The 21,587-nt window shown below is 62.9% G+C and carries 23 protein-coding genes; 12 read left to right on the top strand and 11 right to left on the bottom strand.

Annotated elements, in window-relative coordinates; genetic code table 11:
• Window positions 1–9: 9 nt before the first annotated feature.
• A complete protein-coding gene (locus AC1ROB_RS00955) occupies window positions 10–1,284 on the bottom strand; it encodes a porin family protein (RefSeq protein WP_492972638.1) in 1,275 nt (424 codons plus the stop codon).
• A gap of 258 nt (window positions 1,285–1,542) precedes the next feature.
• Window positions 1,543–2,436, bottom strand: a complete 894-nt coding sequence (locus tag AC1ROB_RS00960) for a class I SAM-dependent DNA methyltransferase (protein WP_492972637.1) — start codon at window positions 2,434–2,436, stop codon at window positions 1,543–1,545.
• 129 nt (window positions 2,437–2,565) lie between these two features.
• Between AC1ROB_RS00960 and AC1ROB_RS00965 the strand changes: the two genes are divergently transcribed.
• From AC1ROB_RS00965 to holA, 4 genes are read left to right on the top strand one after another with little or no spacing between them, the layout of a single operon-like run.
• Window positions 2,566–3,144 (top strand): DUF3576 domain-containing protein, encoded by a 579-nt coding sequence (locus tag AC1ROB_RS00965; RefSeq protein ID WP_492972636.1) that lies wholly within the window; start codon window positions 2,566–2,568, stop codon window positions 3,142–3,144.
• A 45-nt stretch (window positions 3,145–3,189) separates the two neighbouring features.
• Complete coding sequence (gene leuS, locus AC1ROB_RS00970) at window positions 3,190–5,760, top strand: leucine--tRNA ligase (protein WP_492972635.1); 2,571 nt, start codon at window positions 3,190–3,192, stop codon at window positions 5,758–5,760.
• Window positions 5,747–6,301, top strand: coding sequence for an LPS assembly lipoprotein LptE (gene lptE / locus AC1ROB_RS00975; protein WP_492972634.1), 555 nt, complete (start codon window positions 5,747–5,749; stop codon window positions 6,299–6,301). The genes leuS and lptE overlap by 14 nt, the downstream gene beginning before the upstream one ends.
• On the top strand, window positions 6,298–7,314 hold the full coding sequence (holA, locus tag AC1ROB_RS00980) for a DNA polymerase III subunit delta (RefSeq protein ID WP_492972633.1): 1,017 nt from the start codon (window positions 6,298–6,300) through the stop codon (window positions 7,312–7,314). The genes lptE and holA overlap by 4 nt, the downstream gene beginning before the upstream one ends.
• On the opposite strand, the gene AC1ROB_RS00985 is transcribed toward holA, so the two are convergent.
• Together AC1ROB_RS00985 and AC1ROB_RS00990 are read right to left on the bottom strand one after the other, a co-directional pair.
• Entirely contained in the window at window positions 7,311–8,345 is a 1,035-nt protein-coding gene (locus tag AC1ROB_RS00985; protein WP_492972632.1) for a WD40 repeat domain-containing protein, read from the bottom strand. The genes holA and AC1ROB_RS00985 overlap by 4 nt on opposite strands.
• Window positions 8,329–9,426 (bottom strand): CobW family GTP-binding protein, encoded by a 1,098-nt coding sequence (locus AC1ROB_RS00990; protein ID WP_492972631.1) that lies wholly within the window; start codon window positions 9,424–9,426, stop codon window positions 8,329–8,331. Before AC1ROB_RS00990 ends, AC1ROB_RS00985 begins: the two co-directional genes overlap by 17 nt.
• 74 nt (window positions 9,427–9,500) lie before the next feature.
• Between AC1ROB_RS00990 and AC1ROB_RS00995 the strand changes: the two genes are divergently transcribed.
• From AC1ROB_RS00995 to AC1ROB_RS01020, 6 genes are all read left to right on the top strand, one after another.
• Window positions 9,501–10,061: a methylated-DNA--[protein]-cysteine S-methyltransferase gene (locus tag AC1ROB_RS00995; RefSeq protein WP_493031366.1), complete on the top strand. Its 561-nt coding sequence runs from the start codon at window positions 9,501–9,503 to the stop codon at window positions 10,059–10,061.
• 78 nt (window positions 10,062–10,139) lie between these two features.
• A complete protein-coding gene (locus tag AC1ROB_RS01000) occupies window positions 10,140–10,844 on the top strand; it encodes a dienelactone hydrolase family protein (RefSeq protein WP_492972628.1) in 705 nt (234 codons plus the stop codon).
• A gap of 15 nt (window positions 10,845–10,859) precedes the next feature.
• Window positions 10,860–11,834: a quinone oxidoreductase family protein gene (locus AC1ROB_RS01005; RefSeq protein WP_492972627.1), complete on the top strand. Its 975-nt coding sequence runs from the start codon at window positions 10,860–10,862 to the stop codon at window positions 11,832–11,834.
• 330 nt (window positions 11,835–12,164) lie between these two features.
• Window positions 12,165–13,151, top strand: a complete 987-nt coding sequence (locus AC1ROB_RS01010; protein WP_492972626.1) for a sodium-dependent bicarbonate transport family permease — start codon at window positions 12,165–12,167, stop codon at window positions 13,149–13,151.
• A 3-nt stretch (window positions 13,152–13,154) separates the two neighbouring features.
• Window positions 13,155–13,463 carry a P-II family nitrogen regulator gene (locus tag AC1ROB_RS01015; protein WP_492972625.1) on the top strand — a complete coding sequence of 103 codons (309 nt, stop codon included), beginning with the start codon at window positions 13,155–13,157 and terminating at the stop codon, window positions 13,461–13,463.
• Between the two features lie 47 nt (window positions 13,464–13,510).
• Complete coding sequence (locus AC1ROB_RS01020) at window positions 13,511–14,230, top strand: HugZ family pyridoxamine 5'-phosphate oxidase (protein WP_492972624.1); 720 nt, start codon at window positions 13,511–13,513, stop codon at window positions 14,228–14,230.
• A 17-nt stretch (window positions 14,231–14,247) separates the two neighbouring features.
• On the opposite strand, the gene AC1ROB_RS01025 is transcribed toward AC1ROB_RS01020, so the two are convergent.
• Together AC1ROB_RS01025 and AC1ROB_RS01030 are read right to left on the bottom strand one after the other, a co-directional pair.
• On the bottom strand, window positions 14,248–15,714 hold the full coding sequence (locus AC1ROB_RS01025; protein WP_492972623.1) for a KAP family P-loop NTPase fold protein: 1,467 nt from the start codon (window positions 15,712–15,714) through the stop codon (window positions 14,248–14,250).
• A gap of 88 nt (window positions 15,715–15,802) precedes the next feature.
• Window positions 15,803–16,195 carry a tautomerase family protein gene (locus tag AC1ROB_RS01030; protein WP_492972622.1) on the bottom strand — a complete coding sequence of 131 codons (393 nt, stop codon included), beginning with the start codon at window positions 16,193–16,195 and terminating at the stop codon, window positions 15,803–15,805.
• A 111-nt stretch (window positions 16,196–16,306) separates the two neighbouring features.
• Between AC1ROB_RS01030 and AC1ROB_RS01035 the strand changes: the two genes are divergently transcribed.
• Complete coding sequence (locus AC1ROB_RS01035; RefSeq protein ID WP_492972621.1) at window positions 16,307–17,158, top strand: LysR family transcriptional regulator; 852 nt, start codon at window positions 16,307–16,309, stop codon at window positions 17,156–17,158.
• Window positions 17,159–17,522: 364 nt separating this feature from the next.
• Here AC1ROB_RS01035 and AC1ROB_RS01040 read toward each other — a convergent pair whose 3' ends face one another.
• The 5 genes from AC1ROB_RS01040 to AC1ROB_RS01060 are packed head-to-tail and all read right to left on the bottom strand — an operon-like array spanning window position 17,523 to window position 20,501.
• The gene (locus AC1ROB_RS01040; protein WP_492972620.1) at window positions 17,523–18,314 is read right to left on the bottom strand and encodes a MetQ/NlpA family ABC transporter substrate-binding protein; all 792 of its coding nucleotides are present in this window, start codon (window positions 18,312–18,314) and stop codon (window positions 17,523–17,525) included.
• A gap of 31 nt (window positions 18,315–18,345) precedes the next feature.
• Window positions 18,346–18,999, bottom strand: coding sequence for a methionine ABC transporter permease (locus tag AC1ROB_RS01045; protein WP_492972619.1), 654 nt, complete (start codon window positions 18,997–18,999; stop codon window positions 18,346–18,348).
• Window positions 18,968–20,026, bottom strand: coding sequence for a methionine ABC transporter ATP-binding protein (locus AC1ROB_RS01050; RefSeq protein WP_492972618.1), 1,059 nt, complete (start codon window positions 20,024–20,026; stop codon window positions 18,968–18,970). The genes AC1ROB_RS01045 and AC1ROB_RS01050 overlap by 32 nt, the downstream gene beginning before the upstream one ends.
• Before the next feature lie 7 nt (window positions 20,027–20,033).
• Window positions 20,034–20,285, bottom strand: coding sequence for a hypothetical protein (locus AC1ROB_RS01055; RefSeq protein WP_492972617.1), 252 nt, complete (start codon window positions 20,283–20,285; stop codon window positions 20,034–20,036).
• 6 nt (window positions 20,286–20,291) lie between these two features.
• The gene (locus AC1ROB_RS01060; RefSeq protein ID WP_492972616.1) at window positions 20,292–20,501 is read right to left on the bottom strand and encodes a hypothetical protein; all 210 of its coding nucleotides are present in this window, start codon (window positions 20,499–20,501) and stop codon (window positions 20,292–20,294) included.
• A 612-nt stretch (window positions 20,502–21,113) separates the two neighbouring features.
• Here AC1ROB_RS01060 and AC1ROB_RS01065 point away from each other — a divergent pair.
• Window positions 21,114–21,587 carry a PAS domain-containing protein gene (locus AC1ROB_RS01065; protein WP_492972615.1) on the top strand — a complete coding sequence of 158 codons (474 nt, stop codon included), beginning with the start codon at window positions 21,114–21,116 and terminating at the stop codon, window positions 21,585–21,587.

Below are 21,587 nucleotides of genomic sequence, written 5' to 3' on the forward strand. Positions count from 1 at the left end.
AGGATCGTATTAGAACGTCAGGCCGAGGCCGAGGACGCCGAAGGTCTGCTTGTTGTCGCGAGCGCCGCCCGGATTGTCCAGATCAGACACGCCCACGCCGCCGAAGCCGAGGATGCCCGGCGCGATCTGATAGGTCAGACCGAGCTGGTAATACTTGAGCTCCTGGTCGCCAGTGGCGGCCGCGGTGCCGAACACCGTGCTGGCACCCACAACTGTGTTGGTGTCCTTGCGCTTGTAACCCTCAACGCCGATACCGATCGAGCCGGCATTGGCACCGTTGGTCAGATAGCGCAGGCCGATCGAATAGGCCTTGCGATCGCGTGAAGCAACGCCCGTGGCAGCCTTGGTCAGTTCTTCATCGCTGTAACCACCGCCAAACTGGATGGTCGAGCCGTCGCCCACATTGTAGGTGAGCAAAGTGCCCAGCTGCCAAGCGTCAACCTGCGAAGCCGCAACACCGGCAGCAGTTGCAGTCGTAGCAACGGTAACTTCCGGCGAACCCTGCTGGTATGCACCGTACAGAGCCACATCAACAGGGCCGAAGGTCTCGAGGTAGTTGGCAGCACCCACGATCTGACGCGAGAACTGACCAATATTGGTGGTCGAGCCGAAACCACCGCCGCAACCACGGCCGGAACCGCCGTTGATGCCGCTAGTTGCACTCGGCATGGTGGTCGGATTGACCGTGCCCGACGGTGAGAAGTCTTCACAGCCATCCGGCACGTACGACAGACCGAGCTGGATGCCCTTGCCGGCCTTCGATCCCAGGTAGCGGTTCGAAGCGGTATAGAGGCTGATGCCCTGCGTGTCGTGGTTGGCATTGGCGAACCACATCAGGGGGGTGGCACTGGCCGCCGAGTATTCCGAATGCACCGTGGTGCCGTGACCCGGCAGGACGGTCGGGGCGAAATACAGCATCTTGCCCGAGACCTTGTCGGTCGAGCCGAGTTCGACGCGGCCGATATCCGACTTTTCGACGAACACATAGGCTTCGTCGATCTGGTCCGCATACGTCGCGGCTTCGAGTTCGACGCGACCACCGATCACGGTGCCGTTGTCGAGAACGCTGCGGATGTTGAACCAGATTTCAGCGTCCGACGTGAAGCTCTGGGTGGCCTGATCGAGCTGAGCATTGCCACGATCCTGAGCCTTGTAGAACTGGGTGAAATAGCCGCCGACGGTGACACCGATCGGCTCGGCCTTGACCTGCGCGGAAGCGATGTCAGCCACGAACAGGCCGGCAGCGGCAACGAGCGCAGTTTGCAGAAGCAGAGTCTTCTTCATTTTCCTCTTTCCTCTCCCACCGGGATTAGGGTTGCAGTGCTAGTCACTAGCAATGAACAGACAGCCGACGGGCTGTGTGATCGCCGAGGATCAAGCCATTTCGCGCCGCCAAGTGTCAATAAAAGCAGTGATTTCCGTCACGCTTTTGCCGGCGGTGTTGCAATCCCGCCACACATTCTGTGTTTTTCGCCGATAGTGCCTTTTATATCAAAGAGATATGAAAATTTTGGCCGACTTTCTGCCCTCGCGGAGCGCGAGCTACAAGTCCACTTTGACCAGCCGGTAAGCCCGACCAAGGACGGGGACGCCATCCTCAATCCGCAACGTGTCATCCAGTTGTGCGGCCACGTCGAAACCGGCCCGGGCCGCGCAGTCGCGGATGTAATGGTCCGTCTGCCGGAAACGGCCGGTCGGCATCAGCCGGATCGGCTCTGCCCCCTCGCCAAGCTCGATGGTGAATAGCATCGAACCTTTTTCATTAAGTATTTGATTTGAGTGTATGAAAATATCATCCAGGCGGCCGATGTAAATAAAGACATCCGTTGCCAGAAGGGCGTCATAGCGTATCGGCGGCTGACGCAGAAGGGTATGGATTTCGGCCTTGTACAGGTGATCATAGCCGCGCCGGCTAGCCTGCCTCAGCATATTCGGGGCCAGATCCACACCGTCCAGACGTTGGGCATAAGGCCTGAACAGGGGGGCATTGAGCCCGGTCCCGCACCCCAGATCGAGAATGGCTTTGGTCGGCCCTGGCTTCCAGGCCTGGGCCGCCAGTCGGGCGATCATGTCCGGTCCGCGATAGGCCAAGGCGGAAAGATGCGCGTCAAAATTGCTGGCATGCCCGTCGAAAACCCAGAGCACGTAATCATCCGGCGCCCGATCCGGCGCCGCCCCGCCCGCCAGCATGCTGACCATATGGCGGATCGCACCCGAGTCGGGCAGCAGGTCCGACGCCTTGCGGAAGGCCTGCAAAGCCTCATCCTGGGCCTTGAGATCCAGATAGCACTGGCCCAGCCCCAACCAGGCCGAACCATCATCTTTTGTGGCCAGAATCTGCCGGTAGAGCGCGATGGCCGCTTCGGGCGCACCCGCAACCTGTGCATCCCAGGCCCTGCGAAATAACGCGCTGATAACTGGATCGGCTGTGCTCATCGGACGGCCTTTAAGGGTTTTCCCAAAAACTGGCAATCCCCCCTCGTCAGACGCCATGGGGCGATTGGCGATCCGGCAGGAATTGTGCTATTCCACGCAGCCTTAAAGCGTTCCAGGAGGATTGCCGCAATGGCAACTCTGCATCGACAGATTTCCATCCGTCCAGCCATGCTCCGGCTTGGCCTTGCGGCCTGTATCGGGCTTCTGACCCTGTCCGGCTGCTCCTCGCCCGATGACGGTCAGACCCAGACCTATTATCCCGAGCGCGGCCCGGGCGGCACCTATAACCCGGCCCCCAGCGGCGAGCGCCAGAGCGTGTTCGGACCCGGTGGCATCAACATTCTGGGCAGCGGCAAGAAGGCGGATGAAGGCTCTGGTGGCGGCATCGGCGTCAACAGCTTCCTGTGGCGTGCCACCCTGGACACCGTATCCTTCATGCCGCTGGTTTCCGCCGATCCCTTCGGCGGTGTCATCATCACCGACTGGTATGTCCCGCCCCAGACCCCGAACGAGCGCTTCAAGGTGACCGTCTACATTCTCGATCGCGCCCTCCGGGCCGATGGATTGCGGGTCGGCGTTTTCCGCCAGGTGCGTCAGGGTGAAGGTTGGCTCGATCAGCCCGCCGCGCAGAACACTGCGATCAGCATGGAAAATGCGATCCTTCAGAGGGCCCGCGAATTCCGCATGGAATCCGAAGCGCGTCGCTGATGCCGGCAACGCAGCATCCGTATAAGAGAAGCACCGGATCAGTATATGTCCCGCTATAACGCCAAGGCGGTCGAAACCAAGTGGCAGGCCGTCTGGGATAAACAGCAGTCCTTCCGCGCCGAAGCCGACACCACACGCCCGAAATACTACGTCCTTGAGATGTTTCCCTATCCGTCGGGACGCATCCATATGGGCCATGTGCGCAATTACACGCTGGGCGATGTGGTCGCGCGCTACAAACGGGCCCGGGGCTTCAACGTGCTGCATCCGATGGGCTGGGACGCCTTCGGTTTGCCGGCCGAGAATGCCGCCCAGGAAAAGAAGGTGCATCCCGCCGCCTGGACCTACGACAACATTGCCAACATGCGCAGCGAACTCCAGCGCATGGGCCTGTCGCTGGACTGGAGCCGCGAACTCGCGACCTGTCATCCGGGCTATTACAAATACCAGCAACAGATCTTTCTCGATTTCCTGAAAGCCGGGCTGATCTACCGCAAGGAAAGCTTCGTCAACTGGGATCCGGTGGACCATACCGTGCTCGCCAACGAGCAGGTGATCGATGGTCGCGGCTGGCGCTCCGGCGCCCTTGTCGAACGGCGCAAGCTGTCGCAGTGGTTCCTCAAGATCACGGCCTATGCCGACGATCTGCTGACAACGCTGCAGAGTGGCCTGGAGCGCTGGCCCGAACGCGTCAAGCTGATGCAGCAGAACTGGATCGGCAAATCCGAAGGCGCCCGTTTCTCCTTCGCGCTGAAAAACCGCGCCGATAAAATCGACGTCTATTCGACCCGCCCCGATACGCTGTATGGCGCAAGTTTCGTCGCCATCGCCGCCGATCATCCGATCGCCGCCGAGGTGGCCAAGACTGATGCGAAACTCGCCGCCTTCATCGAGGAATGCCGCCAGACCGGCACGGCGGAAGCCGAGCTGGAGAAGGCCGAGAAAAAGGGCTACCGCATCCCGGTCGAAGCGGTGCATCCCTTCGATCCGGCCTGGACGCTGCCTGTTTACGTCGCCAACTTCGTACTGATGGAATACGGCACCGGCGCCATTTTCGGCTGCCCGGGCCATGACCAGCGCGATCTGGATTTCGCCCGCAAATACGATCTGCCGGTCAAGGCCGTGGTGGCGCCGAAAGGCCAGACTGCACTCGACATCGGCGACGAGGCTTTCACCGAGACCGACAGCACCGTCGCGATCAATTCGGCATTCCTCGACGGCCTTGATGTCACGACCGCCAAACGCACCGCGATCCGCAAGCTGGAAGAGATCAAGGCCGGTGAAGGCACCGTGACCTTCCGCCTGCGCGACTGGGGTGTCTCGCGGCAGCGCTACTGGGGCTGCCCGATTCCGGTGATCCACTGCGAGGATTGCGGCATCGTACCGGTGCCGGCAAAAGATTTGCCCGTCGAGCTGCCCGAGGATGTCACTTTCGACAAGCCGGGAAATCCGCTGGACCTGCACCCGACCTGGAAGCATGTCGCCTGCCCGACCTGCGGCAAGCCGGGCCGGCGCGAGACCGATACCTGCGACACCTTCGTCGACTCGTCATGGTATTTCGCCCGCTTCTGCAGCCCGCGCGCCGATGTGCCGATGCAGAAGGCCGAAGTCGATTACTGGCTGCCGGTCGACCAGTATATCGGCGGCATCGAGCACGCGATTCTTCATCTGCTTTACTCGCGCTTCTTCACGCGGGCCCTGCGAGACACTGGTCACGTTACGCTGCCGAGCGGCGAACCCTTCGACGGCCTGTTCACCCAGGGCATGGTCTGTCACGAGACCTACCGTGACGCCAATGGCGTCTGGCTGCTGCCGACCGAGATCAGGAAGGATGGCGGCAAGGCCGTCAACCTGAAGACCGGAGAACCGGTCACGGTGGGCCGCACCGAGAAGATGTCGAAGTCGAAAAAGAACGTCATCGATCCCGGCCTGATCATCGACACCTACGGCGCCGACACCGCACGCTGGTTCATGCTGTCCGACAGCCCGCCGGAACGCGATCTGGAATGGAGCGAGTCCGGCGTCGAAGGCGCATGGCGCTTCACCCAGCGCCTGTGGCGCCTGATTGCCGAACCGCGCGGCCCGATTGCTGGCAAGGCGGCGTCACAGCCAGCAGAATGGCCGGCATCGGTGCTGGATCTGCGCCGCGCCCTGCACAAGACGATCGCCGCCCTGACCCATGATCTGGAAAATTTCCATTTCAACAAGGCCGTCGCGCGTGTGCATGAGTTTGCCAACCAACTGGAAGCGGCCAGGGGCGATGACGTTGCCACTGCCTGGGCACGCCGCGAAGCCCTGGAGGCGCTGGCCAAGCTGATAGGCCCGATGGTGCCGCATCTGGCCGAGGAAATCTGGCAGGCGCTCGGTCATGATGGCCTGCTGCTCGATCAACCCTGGCCGGTCGCCGATGCTACACTGGCCCGCGATGAAACGGTGACCATTGCCGTGCAGGTTTCCGGCAAGCTGCGCGCCACCATCGAAGTGGATCGCGACATGGAGCAGACGGCACTGGAAAAACTGGCCCTGGCCAATGACAACGTGCTGCGCGCCATGGAAGGCAAGCCGGCACGCAAGGTCATTGTCGTTCCGAACCGGATCGTCAATGTCGTGGTCTAGACGCGGCGCAATCCTGATTGCAGGGCTTGCGCTGGCTGCCCTGGCCGGCTGTGGCTTCAAGCCTCTGTACCGACAGGGCAGCAGCCAGGATCCGATATCGCAGTTCGAGCAGATTTCCATCGCCCAGCCGGAGGATCGTGGCAGCCAGCAACTCCGCAATCTTCTGCTCGATATGCTGACGCCGCGCGGCACCCCGGACCGGCCGCTCTACCTGCTGGAATATCGCTTCAGCGAATCGGTGGGCTCCGTTTTCGTCACCCGTAGCGAGGAAATCACCCGCAACAATCTGCAGGTCACCATCAATGCGGACCTACGGGATTATCAATCCGGCATTATTGTTTTCAATTTCGCGATCAACAGCCAGGCCTCCTACAACCTGACCGTGGCCGACTACGCCAATCTGGTGAGCGAAAAGAATGCCCGCGAACGCGCGATGCGCGATGCCGCCGAGCAGATCCGGCTTCGCCTCGGGAATTTCTTCGACCGCAAGCCTATGCTGGATCAGCAAGCTCGCGAACGGCAGCAGCAACAAACCCGATGAAGCTGGCGGCACGCGACGTCGAGGCCTTCATCAAACGGCCGCGCGCCGATATCCGGGCCGTACTTCTGTTTGGTAGCGATGCCGGCCTGATCCGTGAGCGTGCCAAGCGTATCGCCCAAAGCGCCTGCGAAGACCTGAACGATCCCTTCCGTGTTTCCACGCTGACCGGCGCGCAGCTGCATGAAGATCCGGCACGACTGGCCGACGAAGCCGGCGCCATGGCGCTGACCGGCGGCCGCCGCGTCGTCATGGTCTCGGGTGCCGGCGACCGCAACGGAAAACTCTTTGAATCCTTTCTGGAAGGCTATGCCGGCGACACGCTGATCGTGGTCGAGGCCGGCGAACTCACCGCGCGATCGTCCATCCGCGTCGCCTTCGAGGACGCCGGCCAGGCTGCGGCACTGGGGTGCTACGCCGACGATCAGCGCGCCCTGCAGGGTCTCGCCGAAGAGGTGGCGCGCGAAGCGGGCAAGAAAATCGCGCCCGAAGCCCTCGCCTATCTGGCCGATAATCTGGGCACCGACCGCATGGTCAGCCGCGGCGAACTGGCCAAGCTGATGCTCTACAAAGGCGACGATCCGACGCCAATCAGTCTGAAAGACTGCGAGGCCACCATTGGCGACAGCTCGACCCTGTTCCTGGACGACGCCGCCTTTGCCGCCTTTGGCGGCGACTTCACCACCCTGGCCGATGCGCTGACCCGCTGCGAAAGCGCCGGCGAGTCGCCGGTGGCGATCCTGCGCGTGGCGCAGAAGCATGGCCAGAAGCTGCATCTGGCTGCAGCCCAGCGCGAGGGCGGCGGCCGCGCTGACCCGACGCGCCTTGGCGTGCACTGGACGCGGCGCGACGGCTTCGAGCGCCAGAGCAAGATGTGGTCGAGCGACCGCCTGATGCGGGCCCTGGAAATCCTCACCGATGCCGAGCTGCTGGCGAAAAGCACCGGCATGCCGGCGGCCTCGGCCTGCGGCGACGCGCTGCTGCGCATCGCCAGGGCTGCCAGGGTCAGCCGCTAATTGCCGAAATCGAGAATGCCGGCCGAGCCGTCCTCGCCGCCGGCGATCAGGTAACGGCCGTCCGCACTCCAGGCCAGCGCCGTCACCGGCGCCGAACCGAGCTGTTCCAGATCGATGCTCGATTCATCGCTGACCCGGGCGAGCTTCAGTTTGCCGGTCACATCGCCGGACGCCACCAGGCCGTGGCGCGGATGGAAGGCGACAGCGGTGGCGACATCGCCGCGGCTGAGCTCCACCGGCGCCGAGCCCATTGGGCCTTTGCCCTTGCAGTCCCAGACCACCACGGTTTCCGCGCCCGAGGTGGCGAGCCAGCGGCCGTCCTTCGACCAGCTCATGCCTTTCGGCTTATTCGGATAGCCGCTCATGCGCATGTCGGCGCTGTCAGACAGCCGCCAGCCATGCATCTCGTTTTCCTGCGTCGCCGTCATGATGAACTTGCCGTCCGGCGACCAGGTCACCGCGACATGCGAGCTTTTCCAGGCCAGTCTTTTGGCCGGCTGCGCATCCGCCTTGGCCCACCACAGCGTGACGCCGCCGTAATGCGACACGGCCAGGCGCTTGCCCTTCGGGTTGAAGGCGATGCCGCTGATCGTGCTCGGATGGTCCTCGAACACAGCAACGCTTTCGCCCTTCGTGTTCAGCAGGCCGACGCGCTTGCCGGCGGCATAGGCGATGCCGCCTTCCGATACCGCCACCTGCTCGATCCATTTGCGCGGCACGGCCGCCAGTTCCTGGCCCTCGCCCGCCACCGAGGTCAGCATCAGCCGGCCGTCATCGCCGCCGGAGACGAAGCCTTCGCCATCGGGCGAGGCCGCCATGCAGAGCAAGGCCGCATCGGTATGGGCAATCAGGCGCCGCGTGGTGGGTGCGTCCGGCTCGGCGAACGGCCGCAGCGCGATCGAGCCATCCCCTAAACCGAAGCCGGCATGGCCGGCAGCCTCGGCGGCAGCGACGGCAACGACGCCAGACTTGAACTGCCAGAGAAAGGCGCGGAACCCGATCTGGCCGTCTGACTTAGGCGCGGGTGGCATCGAAACCCTGCTGGAGTGCGGCGGCATCGAGATCGCGGCCGATGAAGACCAGGCGCGAGAAGCGCGGCTCCTCGGCCTTCCACGGACGCTGGAAGTCGCCGTCCTTGATCATATGCACGGCCTGGAAGACGAAGCGCTTGTCGCCGCCCTTGAAGTCGAGAATCCCCTTGGTGCGCAGGATGTCCTGGCCCTTGGTCGCCAGCAGCTCGCCGATCCAGGCGTCGAACTTCTTCGCGTCCACGGCGGAATCGAGCCGCAGCGACACGCTCTTCACCGTGGTGTCATGGATGCTGTTGCCGTGATCGTGATGATCGTGGCCGCAATGTTCGTCATGCACATGGTCGTGGTCGTGGTCGTGATCGTGATGATGGTGGTCGTGGCCGCAATGCTCGTCATGCACATGGCCGGCCTCGCCATGCGGCGGGTTGAGGAAATCCGGCTCCAGGTCGAGGATGCGGCCGAGATCGAAGGCGCCGCGGTCCAGCACCTTGTCCAGCGCGACATCGCATTTGGTGGCACGGTGAATCTGGGCGAAGCGGTTGACGCTGCGGATGCGGCGCTCGACCTCGGCCAGTTCGTCGGCGCTGACCAGGTCGGTCTTGTTCAGCACGATCACATCGGCAAAGGCGATCTGTTCCTCGGCCTCGCGGCTGTCCTTCAGCCGTGCCGGCAGATGTCGTGCATCGACCACGGTGACGATCGAATCGAGCCGCGCACGGCGCGACACGTCTTCATCGACGAAGAAGGTCTGCGCCACCGGGCCGGGGTCCGCAAGACCAGTCGTCTCGACGATGATGGCGTCGAAACGGTCCTTGCGTTTGAACAGGCCCTCGATGATGCGGATCAGGTCGCCGCGCACGGTGCAGCAGATGCAGCCGTTATTCATCTCGAAGACTTCCTCGTCGGCATCCACCACCAGCTCGCCGTCGATGCCGGTCTCGCCGAACTCGTTGATGATGACGGCGTATTTCTTGCCGTGCGGCTCGGTCAGGATGCGGTTCAGCAGCGTGGTCTTGCCGGCGCCGAGATAGCCGGTGAGCACGGTGACGGGGGTCTGCGTGTTTTCCAATGACTGCGACATAAACGGATATCTCCGGACGGCATGGCCATGCTAATCACAGGGCCCTATATGGGGTATATCGGGGCGTAACCATAGTGGCCCGCCCGCCCAAGTCCAGTGCCGGCCAGAGCGCAGAAACCATGGCAAAAACCTATTCCGTCACCATTCCCAGCCCGCTCGGTTCCCTCACCGTGACCGCCACGGCCACGGCCATCGTCAAGCTCGACTGGGGCGGCCGCGGCGCGAAGCCGGCGGATGTGGACATGCCGCCGGAAGCCGAGGCCCTGCTGGCCGAGGCGGCGCGTCAGCTCGAGGCCTATTTCGCCGATGGCAGCTTCCGCTTCGACCTGCCGCTGGAACCGGCAGGCAGCGATTTCCAGCGCGCCGTGTGGGATTTCATGCTGGCCATTCCGGCCGGCCGCACCCGGTCTTACGGCGAGGCCGCCACCACCATCGGCAGCGGCAGCACCGACGCCCGGGCCGTGGGCAATGCCTGCGGCGCCAACCCGATCCCGGTGATCATCCCCTGCCACCGGATTCTCGCGGCCGGCGGCGATGCCGGCGGCTATTCCGGCAAGGGCGGATTGGACACCAAGCGATGGTTATTGCGCCACGAAGGCGCCTATGTGCCGTCCGAGCAGGTCAGCCTGTTCTAGTGGCCCGCCTGCCGGTTGCCGCGTGGCATCGGCATTGGCTAAGGTTCCTCCGTCCATAAAAACCGGAGGAGAGGCGCCATGGCGAAGACCATCACGATCAGCGCGAAAGACGGCGGCTCATTCAGCGCCTACCAGGCCGGCGACACCAATACTGATTCTGGGCGTCCGGGCATCCTGGTCATCCAGGAAATCTTCGGCGTCAACAAGGTCATGCGCGACATCTGCGACGACCTGGCGCAACAGGGCTATGTCGCGCTCTGCCCCGATCTCTTCTGGCGCCAGGAGCCCGGCATCGACATCACCGACAAGAGCGAGGCCGAGTGGAAAAAGGCCTTCGCGTTGTTCGGCGGCTTCAATGTCGATCTCGGTGTCGAAGATCTGAAATCCAGCCTCGCCGTCCTGCGCAAGCTGCCGGGCTGCACGGGGAAAGCCGGCACGGTGGGCTACTGCCTGGGCGGCAAGCTCGCCTTCCTGATGGCGGCGCGCAGCGATGTCGATGCCAGCACCGCCTATTACGGCGTCGGCCTCGCCGAGCTGACCGGCGAAGTGGCAACGATCAGGAAGCCGCTGCTGATGCATGTGGCCACCGAGGACAAGTTCGTGCCCAAGGACCAACAAGCCGCCGTGAAAGCCGCCGTCAGCGCCAACCCGAAGGTCACGCTGCACGAATACCAGGGCAACGACCATGCCTTCGCCCGGGTCGGTGGCGAGCATTACGATCAAAAGGCGGCCGACCTGGCCAACAGCCGCACGGCGGCCTTCTTCAAACAGCATCTCGCTTAAAAGGATTTTACGATCATGGTTCATGCCATCCGCATCCACGCCACCGGCGGCCCCGACGTGATGAAATGGGAAGACGTCGAGGTTGGCGATCCCGGCCCCGGCCAGATCCGCCTCAAGACCTCGGCCGCCGGCCTCAACTATCTCGACACCTATCACCGCACCGGCCTCTACAAGCTGCCGCTGCCGCTCACGCTCGGCACCGAAGGCTCCGGCGTGGTGACGGCGGTGGGCGCGGGCGTCACCGACATCAAGGCCGGCGACCGCGTCGCCTATGCCTCGGCGCCGCTCGGCTCGTATGCGGAAGAACGCCTGATGCAGGCCGACCGCTGCGTGGTGCTGCCCGACGGCATCGACGATAAAATCGCCGCCGCCATCATGCTCAAGGGCATGACCACGGAATACCTGGTCCGCCGCACCTACAAGATCAAGGCCGGCGATACCGTGCTGTTCCATGCCGCCGCCGGCGGCGTCGGCCTGCTGTTCGGCCAGTGGGCCAAGGCGCTCGGCGCCACCGTGATCGGCACGGTCAGCAATGACGAGAAGGCAAAGCTGGCGAAAGCCCATGGCTATGACCACATCATCAATTACCGCACCGACAACTTCGTCGAGAAGGTGAAGGAACTGACCAAGGGCGCGATGCTGCCTGTCGTCTATGACGGCGTCGGCAAGGACACCTGGGCCGGCTCGCTCGACTGCCTGCAGCCCTTCGGCCTGATGGTCAGCTTCGGCAATGCCTCCGGCCCGGTACCGCCGGTGGATATCAGCATCCTCGCCGGCAAGGGCTCGCTCTATGTCACCCGGCCGACCCTGAACACCTACACGGCGAAACGCGCCGATCTGGTGGCCTCGGCGCAGGCGCTGTTCGATGTGGTGAAGGGCGGCAAGGTGAAGGTGGAAATCCCGCAGACCTATGCGCTGAAGGATGCCGTGCAGGCCCATACCGACCTGGAAGCCCGCAAGACCACCGGCTCGACCTTGCTGCTGCCGTAAGGCGAAAACAGGGCCCTCACCCCAACCCTCTCCCATTGCATGGGAGAGGGAGTTCCGCCTTCCTTACCCTCTCCCGCTTGCGGGAGAGGGAGGGACCCGCGAAGCGGGAGGGTGAGGGTCTTCTGTGCACCTCCCCTTCGTCGTCCCCGCGAAAGCGGGGACCCAGTCTTTCCGCCGGCCTGGACCCCCGCCTTCGCGGGGGTGACGATCTGTGTTGAGACAATGCCTCATGCCTGCCCCACCCATGGCTGTTATCGGACGGACGGCCTGAGGCTTTTCCATGCGCCCGGCCCTTTCCCGCCTCACGCCGCTTTGCCATGCTGCGCCGCGATGAGCGAGCTTCTGCATCTGGCAGCCGGGAACCTGCTGTCGCCGATGATCCTGGCCTTCGTGCTGGGCGCGGCGGCCGCCGCCCTGCGTTCCGATCTGGAAATCCCCGAGGGCGCGGCGAAAGGCCTGGCGATCTACCTGATGTTCGCCATCGGCTTCAAGGGCGGCGTCGCCATGCATGCCGCCAGTGGCTGGGCGCTGGTGGGCGCGATCGTCGCGGCGCTGGGGCTCAGTCTCCTGCTGCCGGTGATCGCCTTCGGCCTGCTGCGCACTGTCTGGGGCCAGAGCCGGGTGAATGCCGCCGCCATCGCCGCCCATTACGGCTCGATCAGCATCGTTACGTTTGTGACCGCGGCTGAATTCCTGCGCAGCCGCGACATCCCGTATGAAGGCTACCTCGTCGCCATGACGGCGGTGATGGAAACCCCGGCCATCCTGATCGGCCTGCTGCTGGCCGGCCCGCAGACGCAGCAGGGCATGCAGCCCGGCAGCAGCGAGCGCGGCGCCCTGATCCGCGAGGTGCTGGTCAACGGCTCGGTCATGCTGCTGGTCGGCGGCTTTGTCATCGGCTGGATCACCGGCGATGCCGGCATGGCCAAGATCAAGCCCTTCGTGGCCGACCTGTTCAACGGCGCGCTCTGCCTGTTCCTGCTCGATATGGGCCTGGTGGCGGTGCGCCAGGGCCGCGCGGCGAAAAAATTCCCGAAAGCCCTGATCCTGTTCGGCATCGTCATGCCGCTGATCGGATCGGGCCTGGGCTTTACGGCCGCCGCCCTGCTGGGGCTTTCGGCCGGCGGCGCCATGCTGCTGGCTGTCCTGTCCGCTTCTGCGTCATACATCGCCGTACCGGCCGCCATGCGCCTGGCGCTGCCGGCCGCCAGTCCGTCGCTCTCCGTGACACTGGCGCTGGCCGTCACTTTCCCCTTCAATGTCGCCATCGGCCTGCCGCTCTACCTGATCGTGGCGCAGCGCCTGTTCGGGAACTAGCAGATGTCCCATCCGCGCAAGAAGATCGAGATCATCGTCGAGGCGCCGCTTCAGCGCTCGGTGCTCGACTGGCTCTCCGCCCAGGGCGTGCAGGGCTGGAGCCTGCTCCCCCGGGTGATCGGCGGCGGCCAGCATGGCGAGCGCAGCAGCGACGACATCACCCGCGCCTTCGACAATGTGATGATCGTGGCCGTCACCACCGAAGCGGTGGCGCGCAAAGTGCTCGACGGCTTCCATGGCCGTTTCGCCGATGCGGTGGCCATCGTCTACCTCTCGGATGTCGAAGTCGCGCGCGCAGAGAGATTCCAATGACAGGGCGGTTTCAATGACAGGGCGGGTCCAATGACCGGGTGGTTCCCGTGAACGAGGCCGTGCTGCCCGCCCGCAGTCCGGCCCAGCAGGCCCGCGCCGTTGCCCGCGCCTGCCGCACCGCCAGCCTGGCCAGCATCACCGCGGACGGTGCGCCCTATGCCTCGCTGGTGCTGGTGGCCTTCGACCACGATGCCACGCCGCTGCTGCTGATCTCGCGGCTGGCCGACCATACCAAGAATATCCTGATGGATGACCGCGTCTCGCTGCTCTGCGACGGCACCGCGCATTATGCCGAGCCGCTGACCGGCCCGCGCGTGACCCTGATGGGCCATGCGGCGAAGACCGAAGATGCACGCCACCGCGCCCGCTATCTCGCCCGCCACCCGGCCGCCGGGATGTATGCCGGCTTCGCCGATTTCGCCTTCTACCGCATCGCGGTGGAACGCGCGCATATCGTTGCCGGCTTCGGCAAGATCCACTGGATGGACGATTACAGCTACACGGGTGACTGGCAGGCGCTGGCCGATGCGGAAGCCGGCATCATCGAACACATGAATGCCGACCATGCCGATGCCGTGCAGCTCTATGCGACCAGGCTGCTGGGCAAGAGCGGCGACGGCTGGAGCTTGAGCGGCGTCGATGCCGAGGGCGCCGACCTCATCCGCGACGGCCGCGTGGCGCGCCTGCCGTTTGAGACAACGATCGGCAGCGCCGAGGAAGCGCGCGTGGAACTGGTGCGGCTGGTGAAGAAGGCGCGGAGCCTTTAATACTCCAAAACTCCGCCTTACTCATCTTCGCCCATATGCCTCTCCAGTCTCGCGGCACTACGGACCAATCTTCCATATTCGTAAAGTACTGATTGATTACGCCTATCGATTTTATTCTTGTGAACCAACACGAGCTCTTCATGGAATATCTGCACAGCCCACTTATCTACAGGGCTCGTTCGCGTTGGAATTCCCTCGAAGTTGGCCCGCGCATGCTCCAGTAAAATTGCAAGCATGTCATTCCCAGTGGTTTCATTCATTCGTCCAATTTGATCTTGGAGCCGAACCTTATGTCGCAGGCCGGTGAACTTCACTGCAGAAAGCTCCACCAGACCAGAAAAGTTTTTGTCATTTAGGTGGTGAAGCATTATTAGCGGGAGCAGATAGACGGCCTGAATTTTTACTTGATACGGCCAAACCGTCACAACATTCCGCAATAGATCAAAGCATTGTTCAATCGATCTTAACCGCAGATCAAACCCTCGACTAAGCCTCAAGAAAAGCTTTGACACAGAAATACCAGGTAGAGATGAAATCTTATCCAGATTTATAGAATACCTATTAAACAGGCTTTCAATATACACCCCCCGCTCTGGCTCCTCAAAAATGTAAGTCCTGTCGAAGAAGCGGCTCAGATATTGATCGGCAGAGAACTCCGTGCCGTATACGGCCTTAATAGAATGAGCAAGCTGTGCACTATCGGTAGCAATTATGAAAACGACATTTGGAATACTGAAGAGATGCTTAATCTGCTCCAGCATTGAAATTGAGTATGTCGGACGACACCGATCAAGCTCATCGACAAGAATAAACATGGGCAACTGAGTACCAATATTCTTGCCCTGAATTTTTACAAGCAGTTCTGCCAATCTCTCCTTAAATGTATCAATAGACTCGCTCTTCTCCTTGAAACTGCTAAGAAGCGCCCCGCCAAATTTATCAGCTAGAGTATTTATGGCGTCTTCTGAACCTGCCTTTAGTATTTCTTCATCAACTCCTAACTGCGCCGCTGCGCTGACAAATTCTTTCCCCGCATATCTAAGAGCTGCTTGCTTGACGACCCCTTTAACACCAGAAACAGCAACGTGACCAAAGCTTTGCACCGCGCCCTTCCAAGCGGATTTGACGCTGCCGGCCATGTATTTTTTCAGAGATTCTTCAATCTGAGACATGACTGCAATTAGAGGGGTGTCGGCATGGTCATCTTTCCATGCATCGATATAGGCGACGAGATAGCCTTCTTTGAGCAACTGCCGCTTGAGGCGTGTCAGGAAGAATGTCTTTCCATCCCCCCAACGAGAGTTGAGATTTAGAACATAAGATCTTGATTGGCCTTCTTGTGGGCGCTCAGCAACACGTCTCGTCAAAAAGTCGATCAAGAAGCGTGCGTCATTCTCGCGATCGAGCAAGTCATCATCCCAAATGCCCTGATCTTCGATCGTCTTGGCTACTACCTTCTTTCCCACCATCTCGCCCTGCCCCATGGCACAATGTACCTTTGATTAGGAAGATCATTGCATCACGGCAGGTCGTACTGGAAGCCGCTTTTCTAAATCTAATCCGTTCCGCCCCTCACCCCTTCTCCTCCACAAACGTCGCCAGCCCAAACCCCAGCGACCAGTTCTCCGTCGTCGTCTCCAGCAGGTTGATCAGCACATCCTCCGGCCGGATGCCGGGGTTCTGCCCGAGCTTTTCGGCGATGCGCTTGTAGAGCGCCTTCTTCTTCTCCAGCCCGCGCGTGTTGTTGACGGTGAGCTGGATGATGACGAGATCGTCGCTGCGCGGTCCGCCGCGATAGCTGGGGCTGCACCAGAAATCGGCGGCGTCATGCTCAGCCACCGTCATGAAATAGTCGGTCTCCGGCACATCGAAGGTCTCGACCATCGCCTGGTAAAGCCCGGTGAGGATGGCCTGGCGATAGGCGACGGGTTTGCCCCGGCGCAGCGAGACACGGGTGATCGGCATGATGGGGGTCCTCCTGGTGGGTCGATACACCGGAGGGTAATGCCGGATTGACCATTCGAAAATCATATGAAATCCTATTTCAATGATTTCTATTCGTCATGGAAGGCGACTTTGAAGTCTTTGGACATCGAATGCGTGCAGGCCTTTGTGCTGGTGGCCGACCTCGCCAGCTTCACCCGCGCGGCCGAGGCGATGGAGGCCACCCAGTCCGCCGTCAGCCTGAAGATCAAGCGGCTGGAAGACGGGCTGGGGCGCCGCCTGCTGGAGCGGACGCCGCGCCGGGTCCGCCTCACCGCTGCCGGCCAGCTGTTCCTCGACCGCGCCCGGCTGCTGATCGCCGCCCATGGCGCGGCGCTGGACGCCTTCGAGCCGGCGCGGCGGCGGCTGGTGGTCGGCATCAGCGACCATGCGGTGGGCGCCGAGCTGCCGCGGCTGCTGAGCCGGGTGACGCGCGCCGAGCCGGGCCTGGTGCTGGAGATGCGGGTGGGCAGTTCGCGCGATCTCTTGATGGCATTCGATCACGGTGACCTCGATGCCGCGATCGTGATGGGACAGGATGCCGGCCGGCGCGGCGGCGAGGTCTTGCGCGCCGAACAGTTCGGCTGGATGGCGGCGCGCGATTTCGTGCATCGCGCCGGCGAACCGCTGCCGCTGGCCGCCCATGCCGACAGCTGCGGCATGCGCAGCATGGGGGTGACGGCGCTGGATGCGGCCGGCATCCCCTGGACCGAGGTCTTCGTCGGCGGCGGCGTCGGCACCATTGCCGCCGCCGTCTCGGCCGGCGTCGCCATCGCCGTGCTGGGCCGCCGCGTCGCGCCGCCGGGCACGGTGGATGTCGGGCCCATGCTGGGCCTGCCGCCGCTGCCGCCGCGCGACCTTGTGCTCTATGCGAGCCTGGCCGATCCGGCGGCGCGGCAGTCGCTGAAGGTGTTCGCCGCCGCCATGCGCGCCGACGCGGCCTGACGCCAGATTAAATAATTTTCATGTCGGGACGCGAGGGCTGCGCCGCCCTATATGGCTCTGGTTGCCAGTCCGGGTGCTGTCCGGGACCGGAATACCGGCGAAGCCGGACGAACGCAAACGAAGCGAAACGAAGACGAACGAAGCGAAACGAAGGCAAACGAAGCGCCGGGAAGCAAAACGAAGCCCCGGGAAGTGAAACGAAGCATCGGGAAGTGAAACGAACCGGATTTGCCGCACGGCCATCCGCGCCATCCCTTGACCGATCCGGGCATAAAAAGGCCCGCCGGCCGGATTGATCCGGTCGCGGCGGGCCAGGGAACGTCCGTCTGGGGAGGATCAGCGCGGACGGTAATCTTTCAAAGTCTTACCAGCTGGTGACGACGGCCTTCTGGTACTTCTGCTCGACAAAGGCCTTCACCTCGGCCGACTGATAGGCCTTCACCAGCTTGGCGTATTCCGGCTTGTCCTTGTCCTGGCTGCGCACCGCGATGATGTTCACATAGGGGGCCTTGGCGCCCTCGGTGGCGATGGCATCCTTCACCGGCGACAGGCCGGCCGGGATCGCGTAGTTGGTGTTGATCGCGGCGGCATCGAGTTCGTCCAGCGCACGCGGCAGCTGCGCGGCATCGAGCTCAACGATCTTGATCTTCTTCGCGTTGTCGGTGATGTCCAGCGGCGTGGCCTTCAGGCCGGCATCGGCTTTCAGCTTGATCAGGCCGGCCGATTCCAGCACCAGCAGGGCGCGGCCGCCATTGGTCGGATCGTTCGGGATGCCGACGCGGGCGCCAGCGGGCAGATCGGCGAGCGACTTCACCTTCTTGGAATAAACGCCCATCGGGAAGTTCACGGTGTAGCCGATATTGACGATCTTGTAGCCGCGATCCTTCACCTGGGCTTCCAGATACGGCAGGTGCTGGTAGGAGTTCACGTCCAGGTCGCCGGCATTGAGCGCGGCATTCGGCTGGATGTAGTCGCTGAATTCCACGATCTGGATCTTCAGGCCGTCCTTCTCGGCGACCTTCTTCACCACTTCGAAGATTTCGGCATGGGGCCCGGCGGTGACGCCGACCTTGATCGGCTTGTCCTGGGCGAGAGCGGGCGCGCTGACGAAGGCGGCGAGCGCCAGGGCAGAAAGTGTGCGGCGAGTAAGAGACATGGTTTTTCCTTTTCTGTAGGGGAAGACGAAATCAACGATGACTGAGTTTGCGCACCAGGCGGTCGCCCAGCGACTGCACGCCCTGCACGAAGACGATCAGCACTAGCACCACGGCGGCCATCACCTCGGGCAGGAAGCGCTGGTAGCCGTAGCGGATGCCGATATCGCCGAGCCCACCGCCGCCGACCGCGCCGGCCATGGCGGAATAGCCGATCAGGCTGACCAGCGTGATGGTGAGGCCGGCGACGATGCCCGGCAGCGCCTCGGGCAGCAGAACCTTGGTGACGATCTGCAGCGGCGTCGCCCCCATGGCATCGGCGGCTTCGATCAGGCCCGACGGCACTTCACGCAAAGCGGTTTCCACCAGGCGGGCGATGAAAGGGATGGCGGCGATGGTCAGCGGCACGATGGCGGCGGCCGTTCCAATGGAAGTGCCGACGACCAGGCGCGTGAACGGGATGATCGCCACCATCAGGATGATGAAAGGCGTCGAGCGCGCGGCGTTGATGATCAGGCCAAGCCCGCGATTGACGGACAAATTCTGAAGAATCCCGCCACGGTCGGTGAGGATCAGGATGACGCCGAGCGGAATCCCGAAGGCCGCGCCGACACCGCCGGAGATGCCGACCATCACCAGCGTCTCCCACAGGCCGTCAAACAGCAGCGCGATCAATTGCGATGACATCTTCAAGTTCCTCGACGGTGAGCTGGCGGCTGGCCAGGTAGGATTTGGCGGCGATCAGCTTGGCCTCGTCGCCGCGCGCCTGCACGACCATGACGCCAAACGGGCGGCCCTGGATCTCGTCGATCCGGCCATGCAGGATGTTGAGATCAAGGCCCAGATTGCGCGACAACTCGGCGATCACCGGCTCGTCCGCGTGCGGCCCGGTGAACAGGATGCGCCACAGGCGGGAATTGGCGCCAGGCTTCTCGGCAGCGGCCAAGCGCTTCTGCAGCGCCGGCGGCAGGTCGAAGCCGATCAGGTCGGCCACGAAGCTGCGGGTGGTCGAATGCTGAGGCCGGGTGAAGACCTCAAACGTCGCCCCCTGCTCGATCACATGACCCAGTTCCATCACGGCGACGCGGTCGGCGATCTCCTTCACCACCGCCATCTCGTGGGTGATCAGCACCACGGTCAGGTTCAGCCGGTCGCGGATGTCCTTGATCAGGGTCAGAATCTGCTCGGTGGTTTCCGGATCGAGCGCCGAGGTCGCCTCGTCGCAGAGCAGCACCTTCGGGTCGGTGGCGAGCGCGCGCGCAATGCCGACGCGCTGCTTCTGCCCGCCAGAGAGCTGCGCCGGATAGCGGTCGGCTTTGTCGGAAAGACCAACCAGCTCCAGCAGCGGCTCGACCTTGGCCTTGATGGCAGCCTTTGACTCGCCGCGCAGCTCCAGCGGCAGCGCCACGTTGTCGAACACCGTGCGCGAGGACAGCAGGTTGAAATGCTGGAAGATCATGCCGATATCGCGCCGCGCCGTACGCAGCTCGGACGCCGACAGCGCGGTCAGGTCGCGGCCGCCGACGATGACGCGGCCCTCGGTCGGACGCTCCAGCAGGTTGATGCAGCGGATCAGCGTCGACTTGCCGGCGCCGGAGCGACCGATGACGCCGAAGATCTCGCCGGGCGCGACAGTCAGGGAAACATCACGCAGCGCTTCGACCGAGCCGGACTCGGCCGCGAAGCGCTTGGTGATGGATTGCAGTTCGATCATGGACGTCTCAGCGGTCGAAGGGGAGGAAGCTGAGACTAAGCAGATCGCCGGCCGCGTGCCAGTCGGGCGGCAGCGCCAGCGGATCGGCCAGCGAGCTGGCGTAATCCTCGGCGGCCACCGCCTGGTTGTCGTTGTCGGCGGGCTGCAGCCGGCCGCCATCGTATTTCTCAGGCGCCACGAAGGCCCCGAAGGCGGCCTGGATACGGTCGACGAAACCGGGCTTGTGGCTCTGAATGATCTGGATCTGGATCTGGGTCATGGCTGGTTACCTCCAGGCCGGACGGCGGTTGTTGTCATTGGCGGCCGCGCGGGCCAGCGCCCGGGCGGCGCGGGCGGCATCTTCGGTGCGGCGGTAGACGCGCTGCTCCAGGCTGCTGAACTGCGGCCCCGAAGCGAAGAAGCGGAACCCGCTGCGTTCGCGGATCACCACACCGGCGGCCTCGCCGGCCGCCTCGATCAGATAGGCTTCACTCATGGGAAATCTCCGTTGGCCGACGGCTGTCGGCGTTTATCGCTGGTGGAAACGCAGGAACCGAAAGGGTGCGTTCAGCGACAACAACAGAGGCGGATGGTTTTCAGGGTCGCGGTCATGGGTCTCTTCCGTTCAGTGCCGGGCCCACGACCCAGGCAGGATGCCTGGCCGTGGCGCTTTAGCGTTGGTGTCGCGGCGCAAGCTGCCCTTCAAATCCCGCGATCCAGCGTGAGCCGGATAACCCCTATATTCCACACAGGATCAAGCAAGTCAAATCTAATTCACACAATTTGACGCAAATAAAACATAACTCACACGCAAAAAATGCATGGCCCAAACGATGCCTTTGAGCCAAGCATTTGATTTTCCATGATGTGTGGGAAAGTTTCGGTCGGGGTCGGCCCGACAATGCCCCATTGTATCGGACCGACCACGAACCTCATCACGACCAGCAGAGTGATGAGGCCGACCTAAAAACCGCACCGAGGTGCGATGCGCCCGAGTATATGCGAATGATTTGCAGTTACAAGACTTAAATCAGGCCGGTGACGCTTTTTTTATGAGCCGCGCTAAATAGTCCGGTAAACGGGGAAACAGCAGCAACGGGGGATCATCGTGTCCGGCCAGATTCCGGCAACACCGCACACCGTTGGACGACCGAAACTGCAGCGCCTGCTGGGCTACTGGCATGCGCGGCGCGGCGATCGCCCGATGCCGGCGCGCGCCGATATCGATCCGCTCGATATCCCGTGGATTCTTGGCAATGTCTCGCTGTTCGAAGTGAACCGCGAGTCTGGCGGCGGGCCGCGCTATCGCTGCCGCCTCACCGGCACCCGCGTGGTGCAGCGTCTGCGCTACGACCTCACCGGCAAATGGCTCGACGACCTGCCGGAAGACCAGTATCGCGCCCGCCTGTTCGACTGTTACGCGGAAGTGCTGCAGCGGCGCGAACCGCAGGTCGAGCGCATGAACATGGTCATTGACGACCGCAGGCATGCTTATGAAATCCTGCGCCTGCCGCTGAGCGGCGATGGCGAAACCGTCGACATGCTGATGCTGGCGGTGGATTTCCTCGATCCGAATATCTGA

The sequence above is a fragment of the Ferrovibrio sp. GW821-FHT12F09 genome (assembly GCF_058806775.1).